The 19,841-nt window shown below is 51.9% G+C and carries 20 protein-coding genes; 18 read left to right on the top strand and 2 right to left on the bottom strand.

The window, feature by feature from the left end:
* The first annotated feature begins 4 nt into the window (after positions 1 to 4).
* The 17 genes from DWZ45_RS11080 (at position 5) to DWZ45_RS14675 (ending at position 15,124) form a co-directional block, all read left to right on the top strand.
* Positions 5 to 217 carry a DUF6219 family protein gene (locus DWZ45_RS11080; RefSeq protein WP_107000761.1) on the top strand — a complete coding sequence of 71 codons (213 nt, stop codon included), beginning with the start codon at positions 5 to 7 and terminating at the stop codon, positions 215 to 217.
* Between the two features lie 89 nt (positions 218 to 306).
* Positions 307 to 465, top strand: a complete 159-nt coding sequence (locus DWZ45_RS11085; RefSeq protein WP_107000760.1) for a rubredoxin — start codon at positions 307 to 309, stop codon at positions 463 to 465.
* A 132-nt stretch (positions 466 to 597) separates the two neighbouring features.
* Positions 598 to 843, top strand: a complete 246-nt coding sequence (locus tag DWZ45_RS11090) for a ferredoxin-thioredoxin reductase catalytic domain-containing protein (protein WP_107001011.1) — start codon at positions 598 to 600, stop codon at positions 841 to 843.
* 12 nt (positions 844 to 855) lie between these two features.
* Positions 856 to 1,059, top strand: a complete 204-nt coding sequence (locus tag DWZ45_RS11095; RefSeq protein ID WP_107000759.1) for a 4Fe-4S binding protein — start codon at positions 856 to 858, stop codon at positions 1,057 to 1,059.
* Complete coding sequence (locus tag DWZ45_RS11100; RefSeq protein WP_117796821.1) at positions 1,056 to 1,631, top strand: 4Fe-4S binding protein; 576 nt, start codon at positions 1,056 to 1,058, stop codon at positions 1,629 to 1,631. The genes DWZ45_RS11095 and DWZ45_RS11100 overlap by 4 nt, the downstream gene beginning before the upstream one ends.
* 28 nt (positions 1,632 to 1,659) lie before the next feature.
* Entirely contained in the window at positions 1,660 to 1,980 is a 321-nt protein-coding gene (gene trxA / locus DWZ45_RS11105) for a thioredoxin (RefSeq protein ID WP_107000757.1), read from the top strand.
* Positions 1,977 to 3,671, top strand: coding sequence for an FAD-dependent oxidoreductase (locus DWZ45_RS11110; RefSeq protein WP_118469097.1), 1,695 nt, complete (start codon positions 1,977 to 1,979; stop codon positions 3,669 to 3,671). Before trxA ends, DWZ45_RS11110 begins: the two co-directional genes overlap by 4 nt.
* Positions 3,668 to 4,339 carry a GTP pyrophosphokinase family protein gene (locus tag DWZ45_RS11115; protein ID WP_107000755.1) on the top strand — a complete coding sequence of 224 codons (672 nt, stop codon included), beginning with the start codon at positions 3,668 to 3,670 and terminating at the stop codon, positions 4,337 to 4,339. Before DWZ45_RS11110 ends, DWZ45_RS11115 begins: the two co-directional genes overlap by 4 nt.
* 343 nt (positions 4,340 to 4,682) lie before the next feature.
* A complete protein-coding gene (locus tag DWZ45_RS11120; protein ID WP_015553424.1) occupies positions 4,683 to 5,114 on the top strand; it encodes an Rrf2 family transcriptional regulator in 432 nt (143 codons plus the stop codon).
* Between the two features lie 22 nt (positions 5,115 to 5,136).
* The gene (locus tag DWZ45_RS11125; protein WP_107000754.1) at positions 5,137 to 7,050 is read left to right on the top strand and encodes an acyl-CoA dehydrogenase family protein; all 1,914 of its coding nucleotides are present in this window, start codon (positions 5,137 to 5,139) and stop codon (positions 7,048 to 7,050) included.
* Between the two features lie 22 nt (positions 7,051 to 7,072).
* Positions 7,073 to 8,284 carry an FprA family A-type flavoprotein gene (locus DWZ45_RS11130; protein WP_107000753.1) on the top strand — a complete coding sequence of 404 codons (1,212 nt, stop codon included), beginning with the start codon at positions 7,073 to 7,075 and terminating at the stop codon, positions 8,282 to 8,284.
* Between the two features lie 165 nt (positions 8,285 to 8,449).
* Positions 8,450 to 10,966, top strand: a complete 2,517-nt coding sequence (locus DWZ45_RS11135; protein WP_181357201.1) for a ribonucleoside-diphosphate reductase subunit alpha — start codon at positions 8,450 to 8,452, stop codon at positions 10,964 to 10,966.
* A 10-nt stretch (positions 10,967 to 10,976) separates the two neighbouring features.
* On the top strand, positions 10,977 to 12,020 hold the full coding sequence (locus DWZ45_RS11140) for a ribonucleotide-diphosphate reductase subunit beta (RefSeq protein ID WP_117796824.1): 1,044 nt from the start codon (positions 10,977 to 10,979) through the stop codon (positions 12,018 to 12,020).
* 37 nt (positions 12,021 to 12,057) lie between these two features.
* A complete protein-coding gene (locus DWZ45_RS11145; protein WP_117470959.1) occupies positions 12,058 to 13,239 on the top strand; it encodes an MBL fold metallo-hydrolase in 1,182 nt (393 codons plus the stop codon).
* A gap of 161 nt (positions 13,240 to 13,400) precedes the next feature.
* A complete protein-coding gene (locus DWZ45_RS11150; protein ID WP_118469099.1) occupies positions 13,401 to 13,724 on the top strand; it encodes a thioredoxin family protein in 324 nt (107 codons plus the stop codon).
* A gap of 14 nt (positions 13,725 to 13,738) precedes the next feature.
* Positions 13,739 to 14,668, top strand: a complete 930-nt coding sequence (gene trxB / locus DWZ45_RS11155; protein WP_118469100.1) for a thioredoxin-disulfide reductase — start codon at positions 13,739 to 13,741, stop codon at positions 14,666 to 14,668.
* A gap of 294 nt (positions 14,669 to 14,962) precedes the next feature.
* The gene (locus DWZ45_RS14675; protein ID WP_227589447.1) at positions 14,963 to 15,124 is read left to right on the top strand and encodes a hypothetical protein; all 162 of its coding nucleotides are present in this window, start codon (positions 14,963 to 14,965) and stop codon (positions 15,122 to 15,124) included.
* 521 nt (positions 15,125 to 15,645) lie between these two features.
* Here the strand turns inward: DWZ45_RS14675 and DWZ45_RS14830 are convergent.
* Both DWZ45_RS14830 and DWZ45_RS14540 read right to left on the bottom strand, forming a co-directional pair.
* Positions 15,646 to 16,311 (bottom strand): type I restriction-modification system subunit M N-terminal domain-containing protein, encoded by a 666-nt coding sequence (locus DWZ45_RS14830; RefSeq protein ID WP_333491304.1) that lies wholly within the window; start codon positions 16,309 to 16,311, stop codon positions 15,646 to 15,648.
* Positions 16,312 to 16,337: 26 nt separating this feature from the next.
* Entirely contained in the window at positions 16,338 to 17,720 is a 1,383-nt protein-coding gene (locus DWZ45_RS14540; RefSeq protein WP_181986260.1) for a helix-turn-helix transcriptional regulator, read from the bottom strand.
* 636 nt (positions 17,721 to 18,356) lie between these two features.
* Here DWZ45_RS14540 and DWZ45_RS11185 point away from each other — a divergent pair.
* Positions 18,357 to 19,673, top strand: coding sequence for a hemolysin family protein (locus tag DWZ45_RS11185; RefSeq protein WP_118469102.1), 1,317 nt, complete (start codon positions 18,357 to 18,359; stop codon positions 19,671 to 19,673).
* Positions 19,674 to 19,841: the final 168 nt, after the last annotated feature.

A 19,841-nucleotide genomic window follows, 5' to 3' on the forward strand; every position in this document is an offset into this window, starting at 1 on the left:
AGTCATGAAAGCACATAAATATTGGTCAATCGGAGCGGTAATTACCATGTTTGGAACTTTTTGCACTGGATATAAAGGCTCAAAAACAACGCATAAGTACCTTGCGCTTAGTTCCTTGATCTGCATGGTTATGGCAGTATATACGGGTCATAAAATGATTTCAGGGAATAAGAAAACAAAGAGAGTAAAACAAGCGGAAGCTGTGGATATTCTTTGAGTAAGATAGGAATCGTTATTGTTTCTGATGACGATAAAGTCGGGCTAATGTTGTGTGCGAAATAAAAAACAAGAAAGAAGAATTTCATTATGAAATATGTATGCGATGTGTGTGGTTGGGAATACGACGAAGAAAATGGCTATCCGGAAGGCGGCATTGCACCGGGTACAAAATGGGAAGATATTCCGGATGATTTTGAATGCCCCTTATGTTTTGTTGGCAAAGACCAGTTTTCTGTGGCTGAGTAAGGAAGCACAACAAAACCTATAAACAAAGAGCCGTGAAGCAGTATGTAAGATACCGCTTCACGGCTCTTTCTCACTTATATAAAAATTTGCCGTAACGTAACCTCGTCACAGAAAAATGCTTTGTACTGCGGTATGATAAAGCCACAATCAATCAACAAGAAAGAGGTGGCGAACATGAAAATCAAGCTCAATTCCGATCAGGAGATTGTCAGCACCATCAGAGAAGGACTCAAGCGCACCGGCGGGTACTGCCCCTGCCGCAGGGAGAGCACAGAGGCGACCAAATGTATGTGCCAGGAGTTTAAGGATCAAATTGCAGATCCGGGCTTCGAGGGATTCTGCCACTGTATGCTCTATTACAAATCCTTGCAGGATTAAGGGAGGAACGCTATGCTGTCAAAGAAACTGGCCGCCATAGATAAGACGCGGTGCGTCGCCTGCGGCGTGTGTGAAAATACCTGTCCACTGGGGGCCGTCAAGGTGCGCCGCGGCTGCTACGCCGCTGTGGAGGCGGAACGATGCGTAGGCTGCGGCAAGTGCGCAAAGATCTGTCCCGTCGGCTGCATTGAGGTGAAAGTGAGGGCTGACGCATGAAAGTAAAGCATTGGTACGATTACCTGTGGGTATATGCAATCATCTATTTTGCACTGGGCTTTTTCAATATCCTGTTCGCGTGGCTGGGCATGATCGATTTTCTTCTGCCGCTGTTCTTAGCCATCTTTGGTGGGAACAAATACTTTTGCAACCACCTCTGCGGACGGGGTCAACTGTTCAGCAAGCTAGGGACAGACCTTAAATGCTCCCGCTGCAAGCCCACGCCCCGCTGGATGTCCTCCAAGTGGTTCCGTTATGGCTTTTTGATCTTTTTCCTGACGATGTTCGGCAACATGGTGTTTCAGACATATCTGGTCGCTGCGGGTACTTCGTCCCTGCGGGAGGCCATTAAGCTGTTCTGGACCTTCCGTGTGCCGTGGGGCTGGGCCTACACCGCCGGAACGGTGACAGACTGGGTAGCCCAATTCAGCTTCGGCTTTTACAGCCTCATGCTGACCTCGCTGCTCATCGGCCTCATCGTCATGGTGCTCTACAAGCCCCGTACATGGTGTGCCTTCTGCCCCATGGGAACCATGACGCAGGGGATTTGCAAGCTGAAAAACAAAGAATAAACAAAGATAACAGAAAGGAGCCTTACTCATGGCTGAACTGAAAATTACTGCTGCGAATTTTGAAAATGAGGTACTGCGTTCCGACAAGCCCATTTTGCTGGACTTCTACGCCGACTGGTGCGGACCGTGCAAAATGCTCTCTCCCATACTGCATGAGCTTGCCGAAGAAAAAAGCGGCGCGCTCAAGGTGGGAAAGGTCAATGTGGACGAGCAGATGGAGCTGGCAATGCGTTTTCAGGTGTCCAGTATCCCGATGCTGGTCGTATTCAAGGATGGAAAGGCCGTTGCCAAATCGGTGGGCTATCGGCCTAAGTCGGAGATTGCCGCAATGGTGGAGGGCGCAAGATGAAAGTTGTAATCGTAGGCGGTGTGGCGGGCGGTGCTTCTGCCGCCGCCCGCATCCGCCGTTTGGATGAACACGCGCAGATCATCATGATCGAGCGCAGCGGCTATGTGTCCTATGCCAACTGCGGTCTGCCGTATTATGTGGGCGGTGTGATCAAGGAGCAGGAAGAATTGACGCTGCAAACTCCGGAGAGCTTTTGGGATCGCTTTCGCATTGATGTGCGAGTACGGCAGGAAGTAACTGCGATCAATCCCGCAGAGAAAATCGTCACCGTCCACGCACTGGACAGCGGGAAGGTCTACACGGAAACCTATGACAAACTGCTTCTTGCCCCCGGCGCAAAGCCGACGATTCCTGCGCTTTCCGGTGTGGACAGCGAGCGGGTCTTTACCCTGCGCACCGTGGAAGACACCCTCCGCATTCGACGCTTTGTAGAGGATCAGAAGCCGAAAACCGCTGTTTTGGCTGGCGGCGGCTTTATCGGTCTGGAAATGGCGGAAAACCTTGTGGAGATGGGCGTTTCGGTTACCATCGTCCAGCGTCTGAAGCAGCTATTAGCGCCGCTGGATGCGGATATGGCCAGCTTTGTCCATGCGGAAATGCGCAGACACGGTGTGGCTCTGCGGTTGGATGAAACCGTCACCGGATTCCGACAGGACGGAGATTCCGTGCTGACGCTGCTGGAGGAAAGTGAGCCGCTGCGCTCCGACATGGTGCTGCTGGCCATCGGCGTCACGCCGGACACCCATCTGGCAAAAGAGGCCGGACTTGAGCTGGGCATCCGGGGCAGCATCGCTGTCAACGAGCGGATGGAAACCTCCGTGCCGGATATCTACGCTGTGGGCGATGCCGTAGAGGTCACCCATTTCGTGACCGGCCAAAAAGCATTGATCTCGCTGGCGGGGCCTGCCAACAAGCAGGGACGCATTGCCGCTGACAATATCTGCGGCGGAAACAGCCGCTTTCACGGCTCTCAGGGCTCGTCTGTTCTGAAACTGTTTGGCTTGACAGCGGCCTCCACGGGGATCAATGAGAAGGCAGCGCAGGCAGCAGGGATCGCTTACGACAAAGTCGTATTATTCCCGGCATCCCACGCTATCTATTATCCCGGCGCACAGTCTATGGCAATGAAGGTGATGTATGAAAAAGAAAGCCTGCGGCTGCTGGGTGCGCAGATCGTTGGCGGCGAGGGCGTGGACAAGCGCATTGATGTACTGGCAACGGCCATTCGCGCAAAAATGACAGCCTTGGAACTGACGGAGCTTGACCTTTCCTATGCGCCGCCCTATTCCTCTGCCAAAGACCCGGTCAATATGGCCGGTTTTATGATCGAGGATTTGGAGAGCGGGAAGGTACGGCAGTTCCATTGGAATGAGGTTGAGGACTTGCCTTGCGATGGCAATGCGACACTGCTGGATGTCCGTACAGAAGGCGAATATCGGCGTGGGCACTTGAATGGATTCCGCAATATTCCACTGGACGATCTGCGGGAGCATTTGGACGAGTTAGACCGGGGTAAGCCTGTTTATGTGAATTGCCAGACAGGGCTTCGCAGTTATCTGGCCTGCCGACTTTTGACGCAGTACGGTTTCACCTGTTCCCATCTCTCCGGCGGATACAGTTTTTATCAGGTCGTAATACAAGAGCGGCAGACAGCGCGGAGCGCCTATCCCTGCGGAATGGAGAAGCTATGAGTGAGAATTTATTTGGCTTGACGGTTGCGGCAGATAAAGGCTTAGATGATTTGCAGTGCCAGCGCCTTTTAAGCGAAAATCGCAGGTATCAGGAAGTCATGCTGCAATACCGATGTGCGCTGAAAGCACTGGAAAGCAGGTTGGAAATTCTAAACGAAGAGTTTTCATTGCAGCATGATCGCAATCCGATAGAAAGTATAAAAAGCCGCTTGAAGTCGCCGTCCAGCATTATGAATAAGATGCAGAAACGCGGACTTCCTCTGGATTTTCCGACCATGCAGACAAATATCATGGATATTGCCGGTGTGCGGGTGATCTGCTCTTTCGAGGAGGATGTGTTCTTTTTGGCAAAGTGCTTAAAAAAACAGTCTGACATTGAAATCATCACAGAGAAAGATTATATTTCACACCCTAAGCCAAATGGCTATCGCAGTCTGCACCTGACGCTCCGGCTGCCGGTATTCTTTGCGGAAAAAGTGATCCATGTGCCGGTGGAGATACAACTCCGTACAATCGCTATGGACTTCTGGGCAAGCCTTGAGCATACCATCCGCTATAAGAAAAACTTGCCGATAAATGCTGAAGTCGAAACTGAACTGAAAGAGTGCGCCGATTCCAGCAGAGAATGGGACGGTAAGATGGAACATTTACTGCATATCATAACATAATGTGTCGAATATAAAATGAAAAGCACGCACTTTGGTGCTTGCCTTGGACTTGCCAGGGACCGCCTTATCCGCCTTGGGTGGGCGACCCCTGCGAGCCCCAACCAATTTCTCCGCTTTCTGGTTTTCAGGCATAGTCTTTTCTGCTTTCGGCGGACTGCCACGGCACAGCTTTTTCGGCTTCTATATTGTAAGGAACATGGCTTTTCGCTGAATGGAAAGCGAAGCTGACCCGGGCTGGAGCGGTCTGTGTTAAAACGATATATTTTTTTGGAAATTATCTTGATAAAATTTATCAAGATTGATATAATGGCATTAACAAGCAAGCGAAAAGAGGATGTGGAGCATGATCATCACCAAAGAGACGGACTACGCACTGCGCATTTTGCGGGTGCTGCTGGACGGGGAGAAGCATTCGGTGGCCGAGATGTCGGAAACGGAATTGATCCCCAATCAGTTTGCCTACCAGATTCTGCGCAAGCTCTCCGCCGGCAATTTGGTGCGGGTGAGCCGCGGCGCCCTCGGCGGCTGCGCGCTGTCCTGCGATCTGGACGCGACCTCCCTCTACGATCTCATGGGGGTCGTGGGGGAGCGGGGCATCCTGTGCGCCTGCATGGAGCCGGGATATGAATGCCGCTGGCAGGACAAGCATGGGCGGTGCGCCATCCACTGTCAGCTGGCGGCCTTGCAGCAAAAGCAGGACGAGGCGTTCCGTGCCGTGAGCCTGCGCAGGCTGCTGACCGGCGGATCCGATCCCCAAGATACAAGCAAGCTGTAAAATTTTAAGAGGAGGTACCCATATGCTGTTTCAAACCACGGCGGCGCACGAAGAGCTGCGCGCGAAGATCCGGAGTTTTGCGGAGGAGGAGATCAAGCCCCTCGCATTTTTAATGGATCAGAACAATGAGTTTCCCGAGGAGGCTGTCAAGAAGCTGGGTAAGCTGGGCTGGATGGGCATTCCCTACCCCAAGGAGTACGGCGGTGCCGGTCTTGATGCCCTGAGCTACGCCATCGCGGTGGAGGAGCTGGCCCGTGTGGACGGCGGCGCGGGCGTAATCCTCTCCGCCCACGTCTCCCTCGGCTCATGGCCCATTTTCGCCTATGGCACCGAGGAGCAGAAGAAGAAATATCTGGTTCCGCTGGCCAAGGGCGAGAAGATCGGCGCCTTCGGCCTCACGGAGTCCAACGCCGGATCCGACGCCGGCGGCACGGAGACCACGGCGCTGGATAAGGGGGACTACTACCTCCTCAACGGCGGCAAGATCTTCATTACCAACGCCCCTAAGGCGGACACCTATGTGGTTTTCGCCGTCACCACGCCGGACATCGGCACCCGGGGCATCTCCGCTTTCATCGTGGAGAAGGGCTGGAAGGGCTTTGAGTTCGGCGACCACTATGACAAGATGGGCATTCGCTCCTCCTCCACGGCGGAGCTGATCTTCAACGACGTGAAGGTTCCCAAGGAAAACCTATTGGGCAAGGAGGGCGAGGGCTTCAAGATTGCCATGTCCACGCTGGACGGCGGACGCATCGGCATCGCCGCGCAGGCGCTGGGCATCGCCCAAGGCGCGTTTGAGCACGCGTTGAGCTATTCCAAGGAGCGCGTCCAGTTCGGCAAGCCCATCGCGGCCCAGCAGAGCATCGCCTTCAAGCTGGCGGATATGGCCACCAAGCTGCGCTGCGCCCGGTTCCTCATCTACTCCGCGGCGGAGCTGAAGGAGCAGCACGCGCCTTACGGCATGGAGTCCGCCATGGCGAAGATGTACGCCTCGGACATCGCGCTGGAGGTCACCAACGATGCCTTGCAGATCCACGGCGGCAGTGGCTTCCTCAAGGGCATGGAGGTGGAACGGGCCTACCGCGACGCCAAGATTACCACCATCTACGAGGGCACTAACGAGATCCAGCGGGTGGTCATCGCCTCTCATCTGGTGGGCAGGCTGGGCAAGAGCTCCGGCGGCGAGAGCCGTTCGGCGGCCAAGAAACCCGCGCCCATCACCGGCATTCGCAAAAAGACCATCTTCCGGGAAGGGGATGCTGCCCAGCAGGTGGCCGACCTTGTAGCGGCGCTGAAGAAGGATGGTCACGACTTCTCCGTGGGCATCCCTATGGATACGCCCATCCCGCAGGCGGAGCGGGTGGTCTCCGCGGGCAAGGGCATCGGGGAGAAAAAGAACATGAAACTGGTAGAGTCGCTGGCCAAGGCTGCCGGCGCGGCCATCGGTTCTTCCCGCCCTGTGGCGGAGACTCTCAAATATCTGCCGCTGAACCGCTATGTGGGTATGTCCGGTCAGAAGTTCACCGGCAATCTGTACATCGCCTGTGGCATCTCCGGCGCATCCCAGCACCTTAAGGGCATCAAGGACGCCTCCACCATCGTGGCCATCAATAAGAACGGTAACGCGCCTATCTTCAAGAACTGCGACTACGGCATCGTGGGCGATGTGGAGGAGATCCTGCCCCTGCTCACTGCTGCGCTGGATAGCGGCGAAAAGCTGCCCGCGCCGCCTATGGTAAAGATGAAGCGGCCCACACCGCCGAAGCCCGCCCCCATCGGCGACCGTTACGTCTGCAGCGGCTGCGGCTACGAGTATGTGCCGGAGTTGGGCGACGAGGACGGCGAGATCGCGCCGGGTACGCTCTTTGAGCAGCTTCCCGCCGAGTGGGTGTGCCCGGAGTGCGCGGAGACGAAGGATCAATTTGTAAAGGCTTGAGCCGTGAAGGAGGTAAGATAAGATGTATTGCGTGCGTAAAGTAACAAACGACCTCTACTGGGTGGGCGCCAACGACCATCGCCTGGCCCTGTTTGAAAACTGCTTTCCCATTCCCCGGGGCGTAAGCTACAACGCTTACTGCCTGCTGGATGAAAAGACGGTGCTCTTTGACACGGTGGACTGGTCTGCCTGCCGCCAGCTTTTGGAAAATCTGGCGTATGTGCTGGATGGCCGCGAGCTGGACTACCTGCTGGTCAACCATCTGGAGCCGGATCACGCCGCCTGCATCGAGGAGATCCTGCTGCGCCATCCTAAGGTGAAGCTGATCTCCAACGAGAAGGCATTCATGCTCATGCGGCAGTTCGGCTTCCATGTGGACGGACATGAGTGCATCGAGGTGAAGGAGGGCGACACCTTCTCCTTTGGCAAGCACACCGTCACCTTTGTGGGCGCGCCTATGGTTCACTGGCCGGAGGCCATGGTGACCCTCGACGTCACCGACGGCGTCCTCTTTTCCGCCGACGCCTTCGGCACCTTCGGCGCGCTGGACGGTAAGCTGTTCGCCGACGAGGTGGACTTCGAGCGGGACTGGCTGGACGACGCCCGCCGCTATCTCACCAACATCGTGGGCAAGTACGGCCCCCACATCCAGCTCCTGCTGAAAAAGGCCGGCGGCGTTTTGGATCAGATCCAGTACATCTGCCCGCTCCACGGCCCCGTGTGGCGCAAGGATCTGGGCTGGTTCATCGAAAAGTACGACACATGGAGCCGCTATGCCCCTGAGACCCAGGGCGTGCTCATCGTCTACGCCTCCATGTACGGCAACACGGAGAACGCGGCGCAGGCGCTGGCGGCGTCGCTCTGCGATAAGGGCATGAGCAAGGTGGCGATGTACGATGTGTCCTCCACTCATGTCTCCCAGCTGATTTCCGAGGCGTTTAAGTACAGTCACATTGTCCTGGCCTCTGTGACCTACAATCTCGGCATCTACCCCGCCATGCATGACTTCCTCATGGATATGAAGGCACTGAATCTGCAAAACCGCACCTTTGCCATCATTGAAAACGGCTCATGGGCGGTGAAGTCCGGTGACCTCATGCAGAAATTTGTCAACGATGAGCTTAAGAACATGACGGTGCTCAACGAGCGGCTCAGCCTCGCCTCGTCCATGGGCACGGACAAGCGCACTGAGCTGGAAGCACTGGCGGACGCCATTCTGGAATCTATGAAGTAACTGGCAGGAAAGCCAAAACCAAGACAACAGACAACAAACAGCCCCGCCGTGTCGGCTGCAGAAAAACCGGCTTTCAAAAATAGAGCGGGCAAGCGTGATACTGCGCTTGCCTGCTCTTTGCCCAAAAGGACATGAAAAGTGACCGGAGAAGATGAGAGGATCGAAATGGAGATCAGAAAACGAAACGGGAAGTCTGTTCCTTTTCAACAGGAGAAAATTTTCAACGCCATGAAAAAAGCGTTTGATGGACAGGGAAGGGAGATTGGGGGCGGAGAACTGGAGGAGATCCTCGCCGCCGTTCTCAACAATCTCTCCGTCACAGTACCGCTCACCGTGGAACGTGTGCAGGACGAGGTGGAGCGGACGCTCATGGAGCGCGGACACTATGAGGTGGCCAAGGCGTACATCCTCTATCGCGAAAAGCGGTCTGCGCTGCGCCGCGTCCGGCATACCATCGCGCAGACGGTGGGGGATAACTCGCTTGACGAGGTGCTGCGCCGTATCCAGATGGATTTTACCGAGGAAATCTACTCCCTCGCGGCGCTTCAAATGAAGTTTGAGAGCTTCTGTCGCCCGGGCATGACGGAGGATGAGAGGGCTGAGGCACTGACCAAGGCAGCGGTAGAGCTGACTACGGCAGAGGCACCCAAGTGGGAGTTCATCGCGGCGCGGCTTCTGAACCACTCCTTTCGCTGTCGCAACGCACAGGAATGGGAGGGGCGCGGCGTCGGCGACCTCTATGGCAGGCTTCGCTATCTGACGGATAAGGGACTCTACGGTGACTATATTCTTGCCCACTATACCCACGAGGAGATCGCTATGGCGGAGGACTTTCTCTGCCCGGAACGGGACGAGTTGTTCACCTACTCCGGCCTTGACCTGCTGCTCAAACGCTATGTGATCCAGTCACGCAGCCGCGTGCCGCTGGAAACACCGCAGGAGATGTTTTTGGGTATCGCGCTGCATCTTGCTATGAACGAAGGCTCTGACCGCATGGGGTGGGTAAAACGCTTTTACGATATGCTCAGCCGTATGGAGGTCACGATGGCGACACCTACCATGTCCAACGCACGAAAGCCCTACCATCAGCTTTCAAGCTGCTTTGTGGACACTGTGCCGGACAGTCTGGACGGCATCTACCGCTCGCTGGACAACTTCGCAAAGGTCTCTAAATTTGGCGGTGGAATGGGGATGTACTTCGGTAAGGTGCGCGCTGCAGGCAGCACCATCCGCGGCTTTCAAGGGGCGGCGGGCGGTGTTATCCGCTGGATCCGGTTGGTCAACGACACCGCCGTGGCGGTGGATCAGTTGGGGATGCGGCAGGGCGCTGCGGCGGTTTACTTAGACGCATGGCACCGGGATCTGCCTGAATTCCTTCAACTGCGCACCAACAACGGCGACGACCGCATGAAGGCGCATGATGTGTTTCCCGCCGTGTGCTATCCGGATCTCTTCTGGCGACTGGCGGAGGAGAACATAGACGCGCCGTGGCATCTCATGTGTCCGCATGAGATCCTCACGGTCAAGGGCTACGCACTGGAGGATTACTGGGGTACGGAATGGGAGAAGCGGTATCTGGACTGCGTCAATGACCCGCGCATCGAAAAGCGCAGCGTCACCGTCAAGGACATCGTGCGGCTGGTGCTTCGCTCGGCAGTGGAGACCGGCACGCCCTTCGCCTTCAACCGCGACAGCGTAAATCGTATGAACCCAAACGGCCACACGGGAATGATCTATTGCTCCAATCTCTGCACGGAGATCGCACAGAACATGGCGCCCATCGAGCATATCAGCACTGAGGTGCACACGGAGAACGGCGACACAGTGGTGGTGACGGCCACACTCCCCGGTGAGTTTGTGGTCTGCAACCTGGCGAGTCTGTCTCTCGGTAATCTGGCGGTGGAGGACGAGGCCTATATGGAACGCACGGTGGAAACGGCCATCCGCGCACTGGATAATGTGATCGACCTCAACTTCTACCCGTTGGAATACGCGCGGCTTACCAATCAGAAGTACCGCAGCATCGGCCTGGGCGTCAGCGGCTACCACCACATGCTGGCAAAGCGCGGCATCCGATGGGAGAGCGATGAGCACCTTGCCTTCACCGATGCGGTATTCGAGCATATCAACTACGCCGCCGTCAAGGCGGACACAGCACTGGCACGGGAAAAGGGCCGCTATGCGCTCTTTGAGGGCAGCGACTGGCAGACAGGCGCGTATTTTGAAAAGCGAGGTTATACCTCAGAAAAGTGGCGGGCGCTTGCGGAAACGGTGGCGGTGCAGGGAATGCGCAACGCCTATCTGCTGGCTGTCGCACCCACTTCCAGCACATCCATCCTCTCCGGCACGTCGGCGGGCATCGATCCAATTATGAAGAAATTCTTTTTAGAGGAAAAAAAGGGCAGCATGCTGCCCCGCGTTGCTCCGGAGCTTTCTATGGATACATGGTGGTACTATAAGGCGGCGCATCTGATCGACCAAAGCTGGTCGGTACGCGCCGCGGGCTTTCGCCAGAGACATATTGACCAGGCGCAGAGCATGAATCTCTATATCACCAACGACTATTCCATGCGTCAGGTGCTCAGACTGTATTTGGAGGCGTGGAGGGCCGGCGTCAAGACCATTTATTATGTCCGCAGCAAGGCCCTTGAGGTCGAGGCCTGTGAAAGCTGCTCGTCATAAGGAGGATAGCATGATGGAACTGAAGAAAAAGCCCCTCTTTAACCCGGAGGGCGACCTTGATGTGCGCCTGCGGCGCATGATCGGCGGCAATACCACCAACCTCAACGACTTCAACAATATGAAGTACGCTTGGGTCAGCGACTGGTACCGGCAGGCCATGAACAACTTTTGGATCCCTGAGGAGATCAATCTCTCGCAGGATGTGAAGGACTATCCCCGCCTGCTGTCAGCCGAGCGCAGCGCCTACGATAAAATTCTGAGTTTTCTTGTCTTTTTGGATTCCATTCAGACAGCGAACCTGCCTAATATCGGCGCCTACATTACAGCCAACGAGGTCAATCTCTGCCTGTCCATTCAGGCGTTTCAGGAGTGTGTCCACTCACAGAGCTACAGCTATATGCTCGACACCATCTGTTCCCCCGTGGAGCGCAATGACATCCTCTACCAATGGAAAACGGACGAGCATCTGCTGCGCCGCAACACCTTCATTGGGGACTGCTACAACGAGTTTCAGGAGCGGAAGGACGCTCCCACGCTGCTGCGCGTGATGATGGCGAACTATATTTTGGAGGGCATCTATTTTTATAGCGGCTTTATGTTCTTCTACAATCTCTCCCGAAACGGGAAGATGCCCGGCTCGGCGCAGGAGATCCGCTATATAAACCGCGACGAGAACACGCACTTGTGGCTGTTCCGCAATATCATCACGGAGCTGCAAAAGGAGCAGCCGGAGTTGTTCACCGCCGAGAGCGTACAAGCGCTGCGCGAGATGATGCGTGAGGGCGTGGAGCAGGAGATCGCATGGGGGCATTATGTGATCGGCGACGACATCCCGGGGTTGAACCGGCAGATGATTAGCGATTACATCCGCTATCTCGGGAATCTTCGCTGGACGAGCCTTGGCTATCCGGCATTGTATCCGGGCTTTGAGAGCGAACCGGAGAGCATGGAATGGGTCAGCCAGTACGCTGACGCCAATATGGTCAAGACCGATTTCTTTGAGGCACGCAGTACCGCCTACGCCAAGAGCACCGCACTGATAGACGATTTATAAGAAAACCAAAGACATCAGAATAGGAGGTATTTTTTATATGGATATCCGAACGGTAACAGATGCCATCCGCTATGTAGGGGTGGATGATAACACATTGGCACTCTTTGAAAACCAGTACCCCGTCCAGCCTATGGGAGTGAGCTACAACTCCTATGTCATTCTGGACGAGAAAATCGCCGTGATGGACAGCGTGGACGCACGGGCGGCGGAGGAATGGCTTTCCAATGTAGCGCAGGTGTTGGGGGGGCGCAACCCCGATTATCTTGTGGTCACACACATGGAGCCGGATCATTCCGGCAGCCTCATGCGGATAGCGCAAGAGTACCCGGAGATGAAGATCGTGGGAAACGCGAAAACATTTACCCTGATCAAGCAGTTCTTTGGCACGGGTGCATTGTCGGAAGACCGTATGCTGGAGGTTGGCGAGGGCAGCACGATCTCTCTGGGCTCACACCGGCTGCGCTTCCTGCTGGCACCGATGGTACACTGGCCGGAGGTGATGACGGCGTATGAGGAAACGGAAAAAATCCTGTTCTCGGCGGATGCCTTCGGACGCTTTGGCTCACTGGAACGGACTGCCCGTGCCCCCTGGGTGCCGCAGGCCCGACGGTATTATTACAATATTATCGGGAAATATGGCGCACAGGTGCAGGCTCTGCTGAAAAAGACCTCCGCGCTGGAGATCCAAACGATCTGCCCGCTCCATGGTCCCGTGCTTACAGAAGGGCTGGAGGAGTGTCTGCGGCTCTATGATCTCTGGTCACAATGGGAACCAGAAGAATCGGAGAGCATACTGATTGCCCACGCATCCATCCATGGAAATACTGCCCATGCGGCGAAGACCCTCAAGGGTAAATTAGAGAAAAAAGGCGTGCAGGTCAGCATATGTGATCTCACTGTGACAGATCTTTCCTACGCTGTTGCCAGTGCGTTCTACTGCGGGAAACTGGTGTTGGCCTGCTCCACTTATGACGGAGGACTGTTCCCGCCCATGAAGGCCTTTTTGGATCATTTACAGACAAAGGGATTCCGAAACCGCCGGATCGGCCTCATGGAAAACGGCTCATGGGCCCCTGCTGCCGCGCGGCTGATGCGCGCCGAGTTGGAAAAGATGAAGGAACTCCGACTGTGTGAAACGGAGGTATCGCTGCGCGGCGCACTGAACCAAACCAGCGAAGCGCAGATGGACGCTCTTGTGGCGGAGCTCTGCGCGGAATAAGCTGCAACAAACCGCAGCTATTCTCGTACAGATGATGGTCTTACTCATCTGCTTTATGTCCCAAGGGCAGAGTACCGTCATCTCAGGTTGAGGTCACGATGTGGTGTGGGGCGAGAACGGAGTCTTGAGAATACCCAAACAAAAGAAAGGAGCTGACAGATATGGCAGCTATGAATATGAATCAGGAGCAGTTTGAGCAGGCGACCCGGGGCGAAAAGCCCGTTTTGGTGGATTTCTGGGCGCCCTGGTGCGGCTATTGCCGGAGGATCGGCCCTGCGTATGAGAAGATTGGAGAGGAATACGCGGACAGCCTCGTTGTCAGCAAGATCAATATTGACGAGGAGCCGCAGCTGGCGGGGGCCGAGGGGATCGAGGTCATCCCAACTCTGGTGCTGTACCGGAACGGAAAGGCCGTGGATTCCATCACCGCGCCCGGCTCAAAGGCAGAGATCGACCGCTTCATTCAGGAAGCCTTGGCGAAATAACGGAGGATTCAGATATGAACAACAATCATGTTTATGATATGCTCGTGGTGGGCGGCGGCCCGGGCGGCTACACCGCCGCCCTGTACGCGGCCCGGGCGGGGCTGGACACCGTCGTGCTGGAAAAGCTGTCTGCTGGCGGGCAGATGGCCCTGACCGAGCAGATCGACAACTACCCCGGCTTTGAGAACGGGATCGACGGCTTCTCTCTGGCGGAGAAGATGCAAAAGCAGGCGGAGCGTTTTGGGGCACGCAGCGAATACGCGGAAGTTCTCCGCATGGATCTGACGGCGGTTCTCAAGCTCGTGGAGACCAGCGAGGGGATCTTCCGGGGGAAAACCGTGGTGCTGGCCACCGGCGCAGACCCCAGAACGCTGGGCGTTGCCGGAGAGACGGAGCTGTTGGGCCGGGGCGTGGCCTACTGCGCCGCCTGCGATGGGATGTTTTACAAGGACAAAACGGTGGTCGTGGTGGGCGGCGGCAATTCCGCCGCGGCAGATGCCCTCCTTCTCAGCCGCGTGGCGAAAAAGGTGATCCTCGTCCACCGCAGAGACACCCTGCGGGCCACCAAGATCTATCACGAGCCACTGGAACAGACCGAAAATGTGGAATTCCGCTGGAACAGCACCGTTTCCGCGCTGCTTTCCGGGGACAGGCTGACCGGCGTACGCCTGCGGGACACCGTCACCGGTGAGGAAAGCGTGGTGGACTGCGACGGCGTATTTGTCAGCGTGGGCCGACAGCCCGCCACGGCGCTGGCGGTGGGTCAACTGGCGCTGGACGGCGGCGGCTATATCGTGGCCGGAGAGACCACGGAAACCAGTATTCCCGGCGTTTACGCCGTGGGCGACGTGCGGACGAAGCCCCTCCGTCAGGTGGTCACCGCCGTGGCGGACGGCGCGGTGGCAGTCCACATGGCGGAGAAATATATCGCGGAAAACCGATAAGGAAGGTAGATTGAAAAAGCCATGTTTAAGGTCAGGCCGGATACGACCGCAGTGGGGATGCCGACATATCTGCAAGGAAAACTGCCAGAGTGATGGCAGATAAGATCACCCATGTAAGATCGGGAGATATGTTGTCTCTCCATATCCAGTCCACGCAACAGTGAGCAACTGAACACAAAACACAGCCACAGATGTACTCTGCGGCTGTGCTTTTATGCATAGTACTTACGGAAAGGATTCGATGAGCAGATTTCTGTGATACGGATTTTGGATTCTCGCAGAGAGGAATTTCGATTGAGTAAAGCATATGAGCAGAAAATTGACGTGGTAAATGTCATTACTGCTCCAGAAATTGAAATGCTGATTATTCATGCAGAAGGAGCATATGATCAGTTTAAGCGTTCTGGAAAAAAACAAGCGAATTTTGTAAAAGAAATCTTCGGATGCATGATGTGAAGTCGTATGAGATAGAATCGTCTTCGATGCCTCGTTGGGAAACCAACGAGGTATTTTTTTTGCCCCAATCCGACTGCATAGGACACTGAAAAAATCAAAACAAACCATATGTAGTCCTGCAAGGACAACCAAAGTGCGCCTACGAGGCCAACGCGAAACCGGAGGATTCTTGTTAAACTTACTTTGTAAGGACGAAAGTCCGGATGTCCCTTGAAAACTGAATACTCATTCTTCAGGTACATTCCTGTTTGGTCGAGCCATCGACTGCACGCCATGAAGCCCATCGGGGCGATAGCGGTTTCGCAGAAGCAAATGCCGGATTGCAACCGGCGGCGGTGCTAAAGCCAGACAGGGACAATGATACTTCCGTAATTCGCGGTCCGGCCATAAGGAAGGCGGGATGGTTAAATTCCAATGGAGCAGTGAAGCACACTGCCGCCTGTGAGAAATCCTACATCTCTGGGGTGATAAGAAAAAGTACAGAGAAACCATATTTTCAGAAAGCACTGCTGGGTGCTGTATCAGCATGATACCTGGCAGGCTTGTTCTTCCAGTTTTGGTAATGGCACAACCCGTCTAAGTGTATCTGATACGGATATTCTTAAACGAATTTCCATAATACCCTTGGCATATTTCCGCAGCTCTTTCTGAAAACCTACAGTGCTAAAGATGTAACTAATAAACCTTAAATCAGCATCTTCTGTTTCCTTGAAAACATAATAGACAGGGCTAACACATCCGAAATAATGGGATATGCCAACTGATCCGATTATGACATTCATACTGTTTCTCTTGATGATGTTGTCAAAATCGAATTTGGACAGAACATCCTGGACATTGGGAGAGAACCCAGCCAGATAGTCCCGGAAGTTGGCTTCGATGTTATCCGGGTCAGCCAGCAGCTTTTCAAATGTGAACTTGCTGGTATTGTAGAACTGATAACCGGAAGCCTTGGTCAGAAAGCCATCAATGACGGCCAGCTTCTTGACCTTTTCATACTGTGCCAAGACTGCTTCGTGGGTGGGAAGCAGACAGTCGTGGAAACGTTTAACCACGGTCATAGGAAGGATTACAAGTCCGTACTCATGGGGCTTAAAGGGGCCACGGAGCATATCTGCCACATTCCAGATCATCGTTGCTTTTTCTGCAATATTTACTCCTACCGCTTGGATTTTATCGTTAGACATCGTGTGTACCTCGATTCGTATTTTCTTTATGCACTGGCCTGGGTGCCTTCAAGTGGCTCCAGACCAATTATGAAGTCGGTAAGCAAAATAGCATTCAGAGAAGCTTTTTTGCTCGGATAGCTGTGATACCAGCTGTGAGAAACGCCATGCCGGTTCGGCACACCATCAACCACATCATCAACCTTATTGCACTGAGAAACAATGAAGGTATTAAAATAATCGCTGAAGATCTTGTCGTAGTCGTTTGCCTCGATCAGATCTTCCAGTTCTTTTTTAGTGATCGCCATCCTTTGCCGGTGACGATCCTGCATGGTAGCATTGTTTGCCTTTATGTAGATTAAGCCCTCCCACATAGTTGCCAAGCTGGAAATACACAGGGCATATTCACCACGGAGATGTGCTTCAAGAGCCTGTCCCAGAATTCGTTTGATATGTGGTTCTAAATCAGATTCTCTCCATATTCGCTTGATGAATTTGATTTCATTCTTGTCGTAATAGTCGAGAATGACCTTGTCGATACGCTTTTCTCGTCGCTTACTTGCACCTCGGCTTGTTGCCAGGATGTCCGATATTTCCGCTGTCATGGTAATATCCGCTGCCCAGCCAGCGTAGGGGAACCATTTGCATTCATACATAGCCGTCAAGTACGCTTGATTGAACTTCTTGTATCTCCCAAGAATATCCGGTTCCAGTGCAAGATTCTCCAACACAGAGCGCATTGGAGAGATGTCAATGCTCTGAAGCCAATCCATCACAGGCGAATGAATTGTCGCTGTAAGTGCAGACCCAAAGGAGCTTATAATTCCATGAACAGAATCCGCAAGTAGTTTTACCGCACTATTATTGAAAGACTGGAGCATCGCCGTCATCCCTAAATTGGCTTGTTCAAGCAGCGGATTCTTGAAAGTATAGTTGGGGACATTAGCGACTATTGCAAGTTCTCCTAAAGTCTGGATGGTACTACTGTGTTGTAGGGCATCTATTGCAGTACCTACGCTGGTAGCCAACTTCATAGCTTTACTCTGTTCAGCAATCGCTTTCATAGCTGGCGAAGGTTCTGAAATTGCATCCAACGCAAGCGTCGGAATCTCAAAATTGGGGATGTGTGCAGTAGCACCTTCTGCGATTCGCTTGAGTTTTTCCTCTTGCTCCAGAATGGGCGCTAAACTATCTGCTATTTTTTTGCTGGCTTCCATACTTTCCAGCAACTGATCAGAAATAGGGTTATGTTCAAAATCTTTGATCGGGTGCTTATTTCGTTCATACATCAGGATAGTTGCGGGTACAACATCTATTTGCTCTGCAAGCTGTCTGGTAGTCAGAGACTTTCTCTGTCTGTAATACCTCAGATTGTCACCGGGCAGATTACTTGTGGGCTTTTCCTCAAAAGGTATCGTGACCTGGGGCAAAAGCCTTCCTTGGTAAAATTGACACAACGATGTGTGATTGAAAATACCATTGCAAAGACGAATTATCATATTCATCTGGTATTTAGTGAACGGAAAATGTTGGAACAACCCGAAGTAAAGGTTGCTACCCGAAATATGTTTTATGATGAGCAGGGAAAGCATAGACGCACAAAGAAAGAGGTTTTAGACGAGAATGAGTGATATACAAGCATGTGCAAGGGAGATTGTGAATAAAGAAATGATTTATCAATAAGGAAGATGATATGGTGGAAAGCAAGTCTGAAAATGGCTTGCTTTTTACTTTAAAATGATGTTAAGTGATGATAAAGAAAATTGAATTTCCCAAAGAAATTAAAAATAATCGGATTTTATGTTTTACATAAATTTAACACACTTTTGCTTTTTTCGAATTGATTATGTTAGGTCTTTTTGTTATACTGTACTACAATACTATTTGAGAGGAGGAATATTTAACATGGACGAAAGTGATAATGATTCTGAAGCGAACCAATTCAATAGAATTTTTATTTATATATCGCAAGGCATGGACTATGTATTCGGAACATAGACCATGTCTTTTGTTGCTTTTAAGTAAGTGTGATATTTAGATAATTTTATTGTAGAAAGGTTTTATTTATGAGTACATCAATTTTTATTCTTTTAGTAGTGCAGATTATTTTAATTATATTAAACGCGATTTTTGCGAGTGCAGAGATCGCTGTTTTATCAATGAATGAAACAAAGCTAGAACGAATGGCAGAACAAGGTAATGGTCGGGCAAAGAGATTAGTACGATTAACGCAAGAGCCGGCACGATTTCTTGCGACAATTCAGGTTGCAATCACATTGTCGGGATTTTTAGGAAGTGCTTTTGCAGCAGATAATTTCTCAGAACCTTTAGTTGATTGGGTTGTTGGGATGGGCGTGAATATTCCACGTTCTACTTTAGATACCATAGCTGTTATATTGATTACATTGATTTTATCATATTTCACGTTGGTTTTTGGCGAATTAGTTCCAAAGAGAATCGCAATGAAAAAATCTGAAGAACTGGCAATGGGGATTTCAGGATTGGTTACGGGAATCTCTATCCTATTTAAGCCAATCGTTTCATTTCTTTCAATATCGACCAATATTGTCTTGAGGATTTGTGGTATTGATCCAAATGAAGCGGAAGATCAAGTGGGTGAAGAAGAAATACGTATGCTTGTTGATGCGGGAAGTGAAAAAGGAACAATAGATCATCAAGAAAAAGAATTTATTCAAAATGTTTTTGAATTTAATGATATTATGGCTGGTACGATTGCTAAACATCGAACAGATGTGACAATATTATGGATGTCTGATGATGTGAAGGAGTGGGATGAAACAATCCACAATACACGACATACCCTTTATCCCGTCTGTGGAGATTCGATAGATCATGTTATTGGCATTTTAAATGCAAAAGACTATTTTAGATTAAAAGAAAAAAGTAAGGATATGGTTATAGATTCTGCAATTTCTGCACCATACTTTGTTATGGAAACTACAAAAGCAGATGTGCTTTTTAAAAATATGAAACAATCGAAGCAATCTATGGCGATTGTATTAGATGAGTATGGTGGAGTGGTTGGAATAGTAACTCTTTTTGATTTATTAGAAGAAATTGTTGGCGATTTAAACGATATTGAACCAATATCGTCGGAAGAAGAAACTGTTATTATAAGAATAAGCGATAACAAGTGGGAAGTGAAAGGAAATATACGATTAAGTGATATTGAAGACGCTATAGGTGTTACATTTACAGCAGAAGATTGTGACACATTTACTGGATTTGTATTTCAAAAATTTGGTATGGTACCAAAGGATGGGGATACAAAAATAGAATTAGAAATAGAAAATATGCATATAATCATTGACAAAATAAAAGAACATCAAGTTGAACATGCAATTATAGAAATTTTAGAATAAAATTTTGAAATGCATTTGAAAATTATTTTAGAAACAAGGGGATATATCAGAAGAGTACATATACATTTTCAAATACAACAGGGATAGAATGATGTTGCGATAAAAAAGAGGGAGACACACATTTGTTTAATCCATGAAGTCCAATTTTGCTGTTGACGGACGAACACA

Source organism: Clostridium sp. AF32-7AC, from assembly GCF_003477925.1.
GTDB classification, from domain to species: Bacteria; Bacillota; Clostridia; order Lachnospirales; family Lachnospiraceae; genus Otoolea; species Otoolea fessa.

Bases quoted from the DNA above. Each gene is read 5' to 3' on its own strand.
- DWZ45_RS11090 (WP_107001011.1), top strand. From the start codon at position 598: ATGATAAAGCCACAATCAATCAACAAGAAAGAGGTGGCGAACATGAAA.
- DWZ45_RS11185 (WP_118469102.1), top strand. From the start codon at position 18,357: ATGAGTACATCAATTTTTATTCTTTTAGTAGTGCAGATTATTTTAATT.
- DWZ45_RS11100 (WP_117796821.1), top strand. From the start codon at position 1,056: ATGAAAGTAAAGCATTGGTACGATTACCTGTGGGTATATGCAATCATC.
- DWZ45_RS11095 (WP_107000759.1), top strand. From the start codon at position 856: ATGCTGTCAAAGAAACTGGCCGCCATAGATAAGACGCGGTGCGTCGCC.
- DWZ45_RS11150 (WP_118469099.1), top strand. From the start codon at position 13,401: ATGGCAGCTATGAATATGAATCAGGAGCAGTTTGAGCAGGCGACCCGG.
- DWZ45_RS11130 (WP_107000753.1), top strand. From the start codon at position 7,073: ATGTATTGCGTGCGTAAAGTAACAAACGACCTCTACTGGGTGGGCGCC.
- DWZ45_RS14830 (WP_333491304.1), bottom strand. From the start codon at position 16,311: ATGTCTAACGATAAAATCCAAGCGGTAGGAGTAAATATTGCAGAAAAA.
- DWZ45_RS11110 (WP_118469097.1), top strand. From the start codon at position 1,977: ATGAAAGTTGTAATCGTAGGCGGTGTGGCGGGCGGTGCTTCTGCCGCC.
- DWZ45_RS11115 (WP_107000755.1), top strand. From the start codon at position 3,668: ATGAGTGAGAATTTATTTGGCTTGACGGTTGCGGCAGATAAAGGCTTA.
- DWZ45_RS11145 (WP_117470959.1), top strand. From the start codon at position 12,058: ATGGATATCCGAACGGTAACAGATGCCATCCGCTATGTAGGGGTGGAT.
- DWZ45_RS11125 (WP_107000754.1), top strand. From the start codon at position 5,137: ATGCTGTTTCAAACCACGGCGGCGCACGAAGAGCTGCGCGCGAAGATC.
- DWZ45_RS11080 (WP_107000761.1), top strand. From the start codon at position 5: ATGAAAGCACATAAATATTGGTCAATCGGAGCGGTAATTACCATGTTT.
- DWZ45_RS11085 (WP_107000760.1), top strand. From the start codon at position 307: ATGAAATATGTATGCGATGTGTGTGGTTGGGAATACGACGAAGAAAAT.
- trxB (WP_118469100.1), top strand. From the start codon at position 13,739: ATGAACAACAATCATGTTTATGATATGCTCGTGGTGGGCGGCGGCCCG.
- DWZ45_RS11120 (WP_015553424.1), top strand. From the start codon at position 4,683: ATGATCATCACCAAAGAGACGGACTACGCACTGCGCATTTTGCGGGTG.
- trxA (WP_107000757.1), top strand. From the start codon at position 1,660: ATGGCTGAACTGAAAATTACTGCTGCGAATTTTGAAAATGAGGTACTG.
- DWZ45_RS11140 (WP_117796824.1), top strand. From the start codon at position 10,977: ATGATGGAACTGAAGAAAAAGCCCCTCTTTAACCCGGAGGGCGACCTT.
- DWZ45_RS11135 (WP_181357201.1), top strand. From the start codon at position 8,450: ATGGAGATCAGAAAACGAAACGGGAAGTCTGTTCCTTTTCAACAGGAG.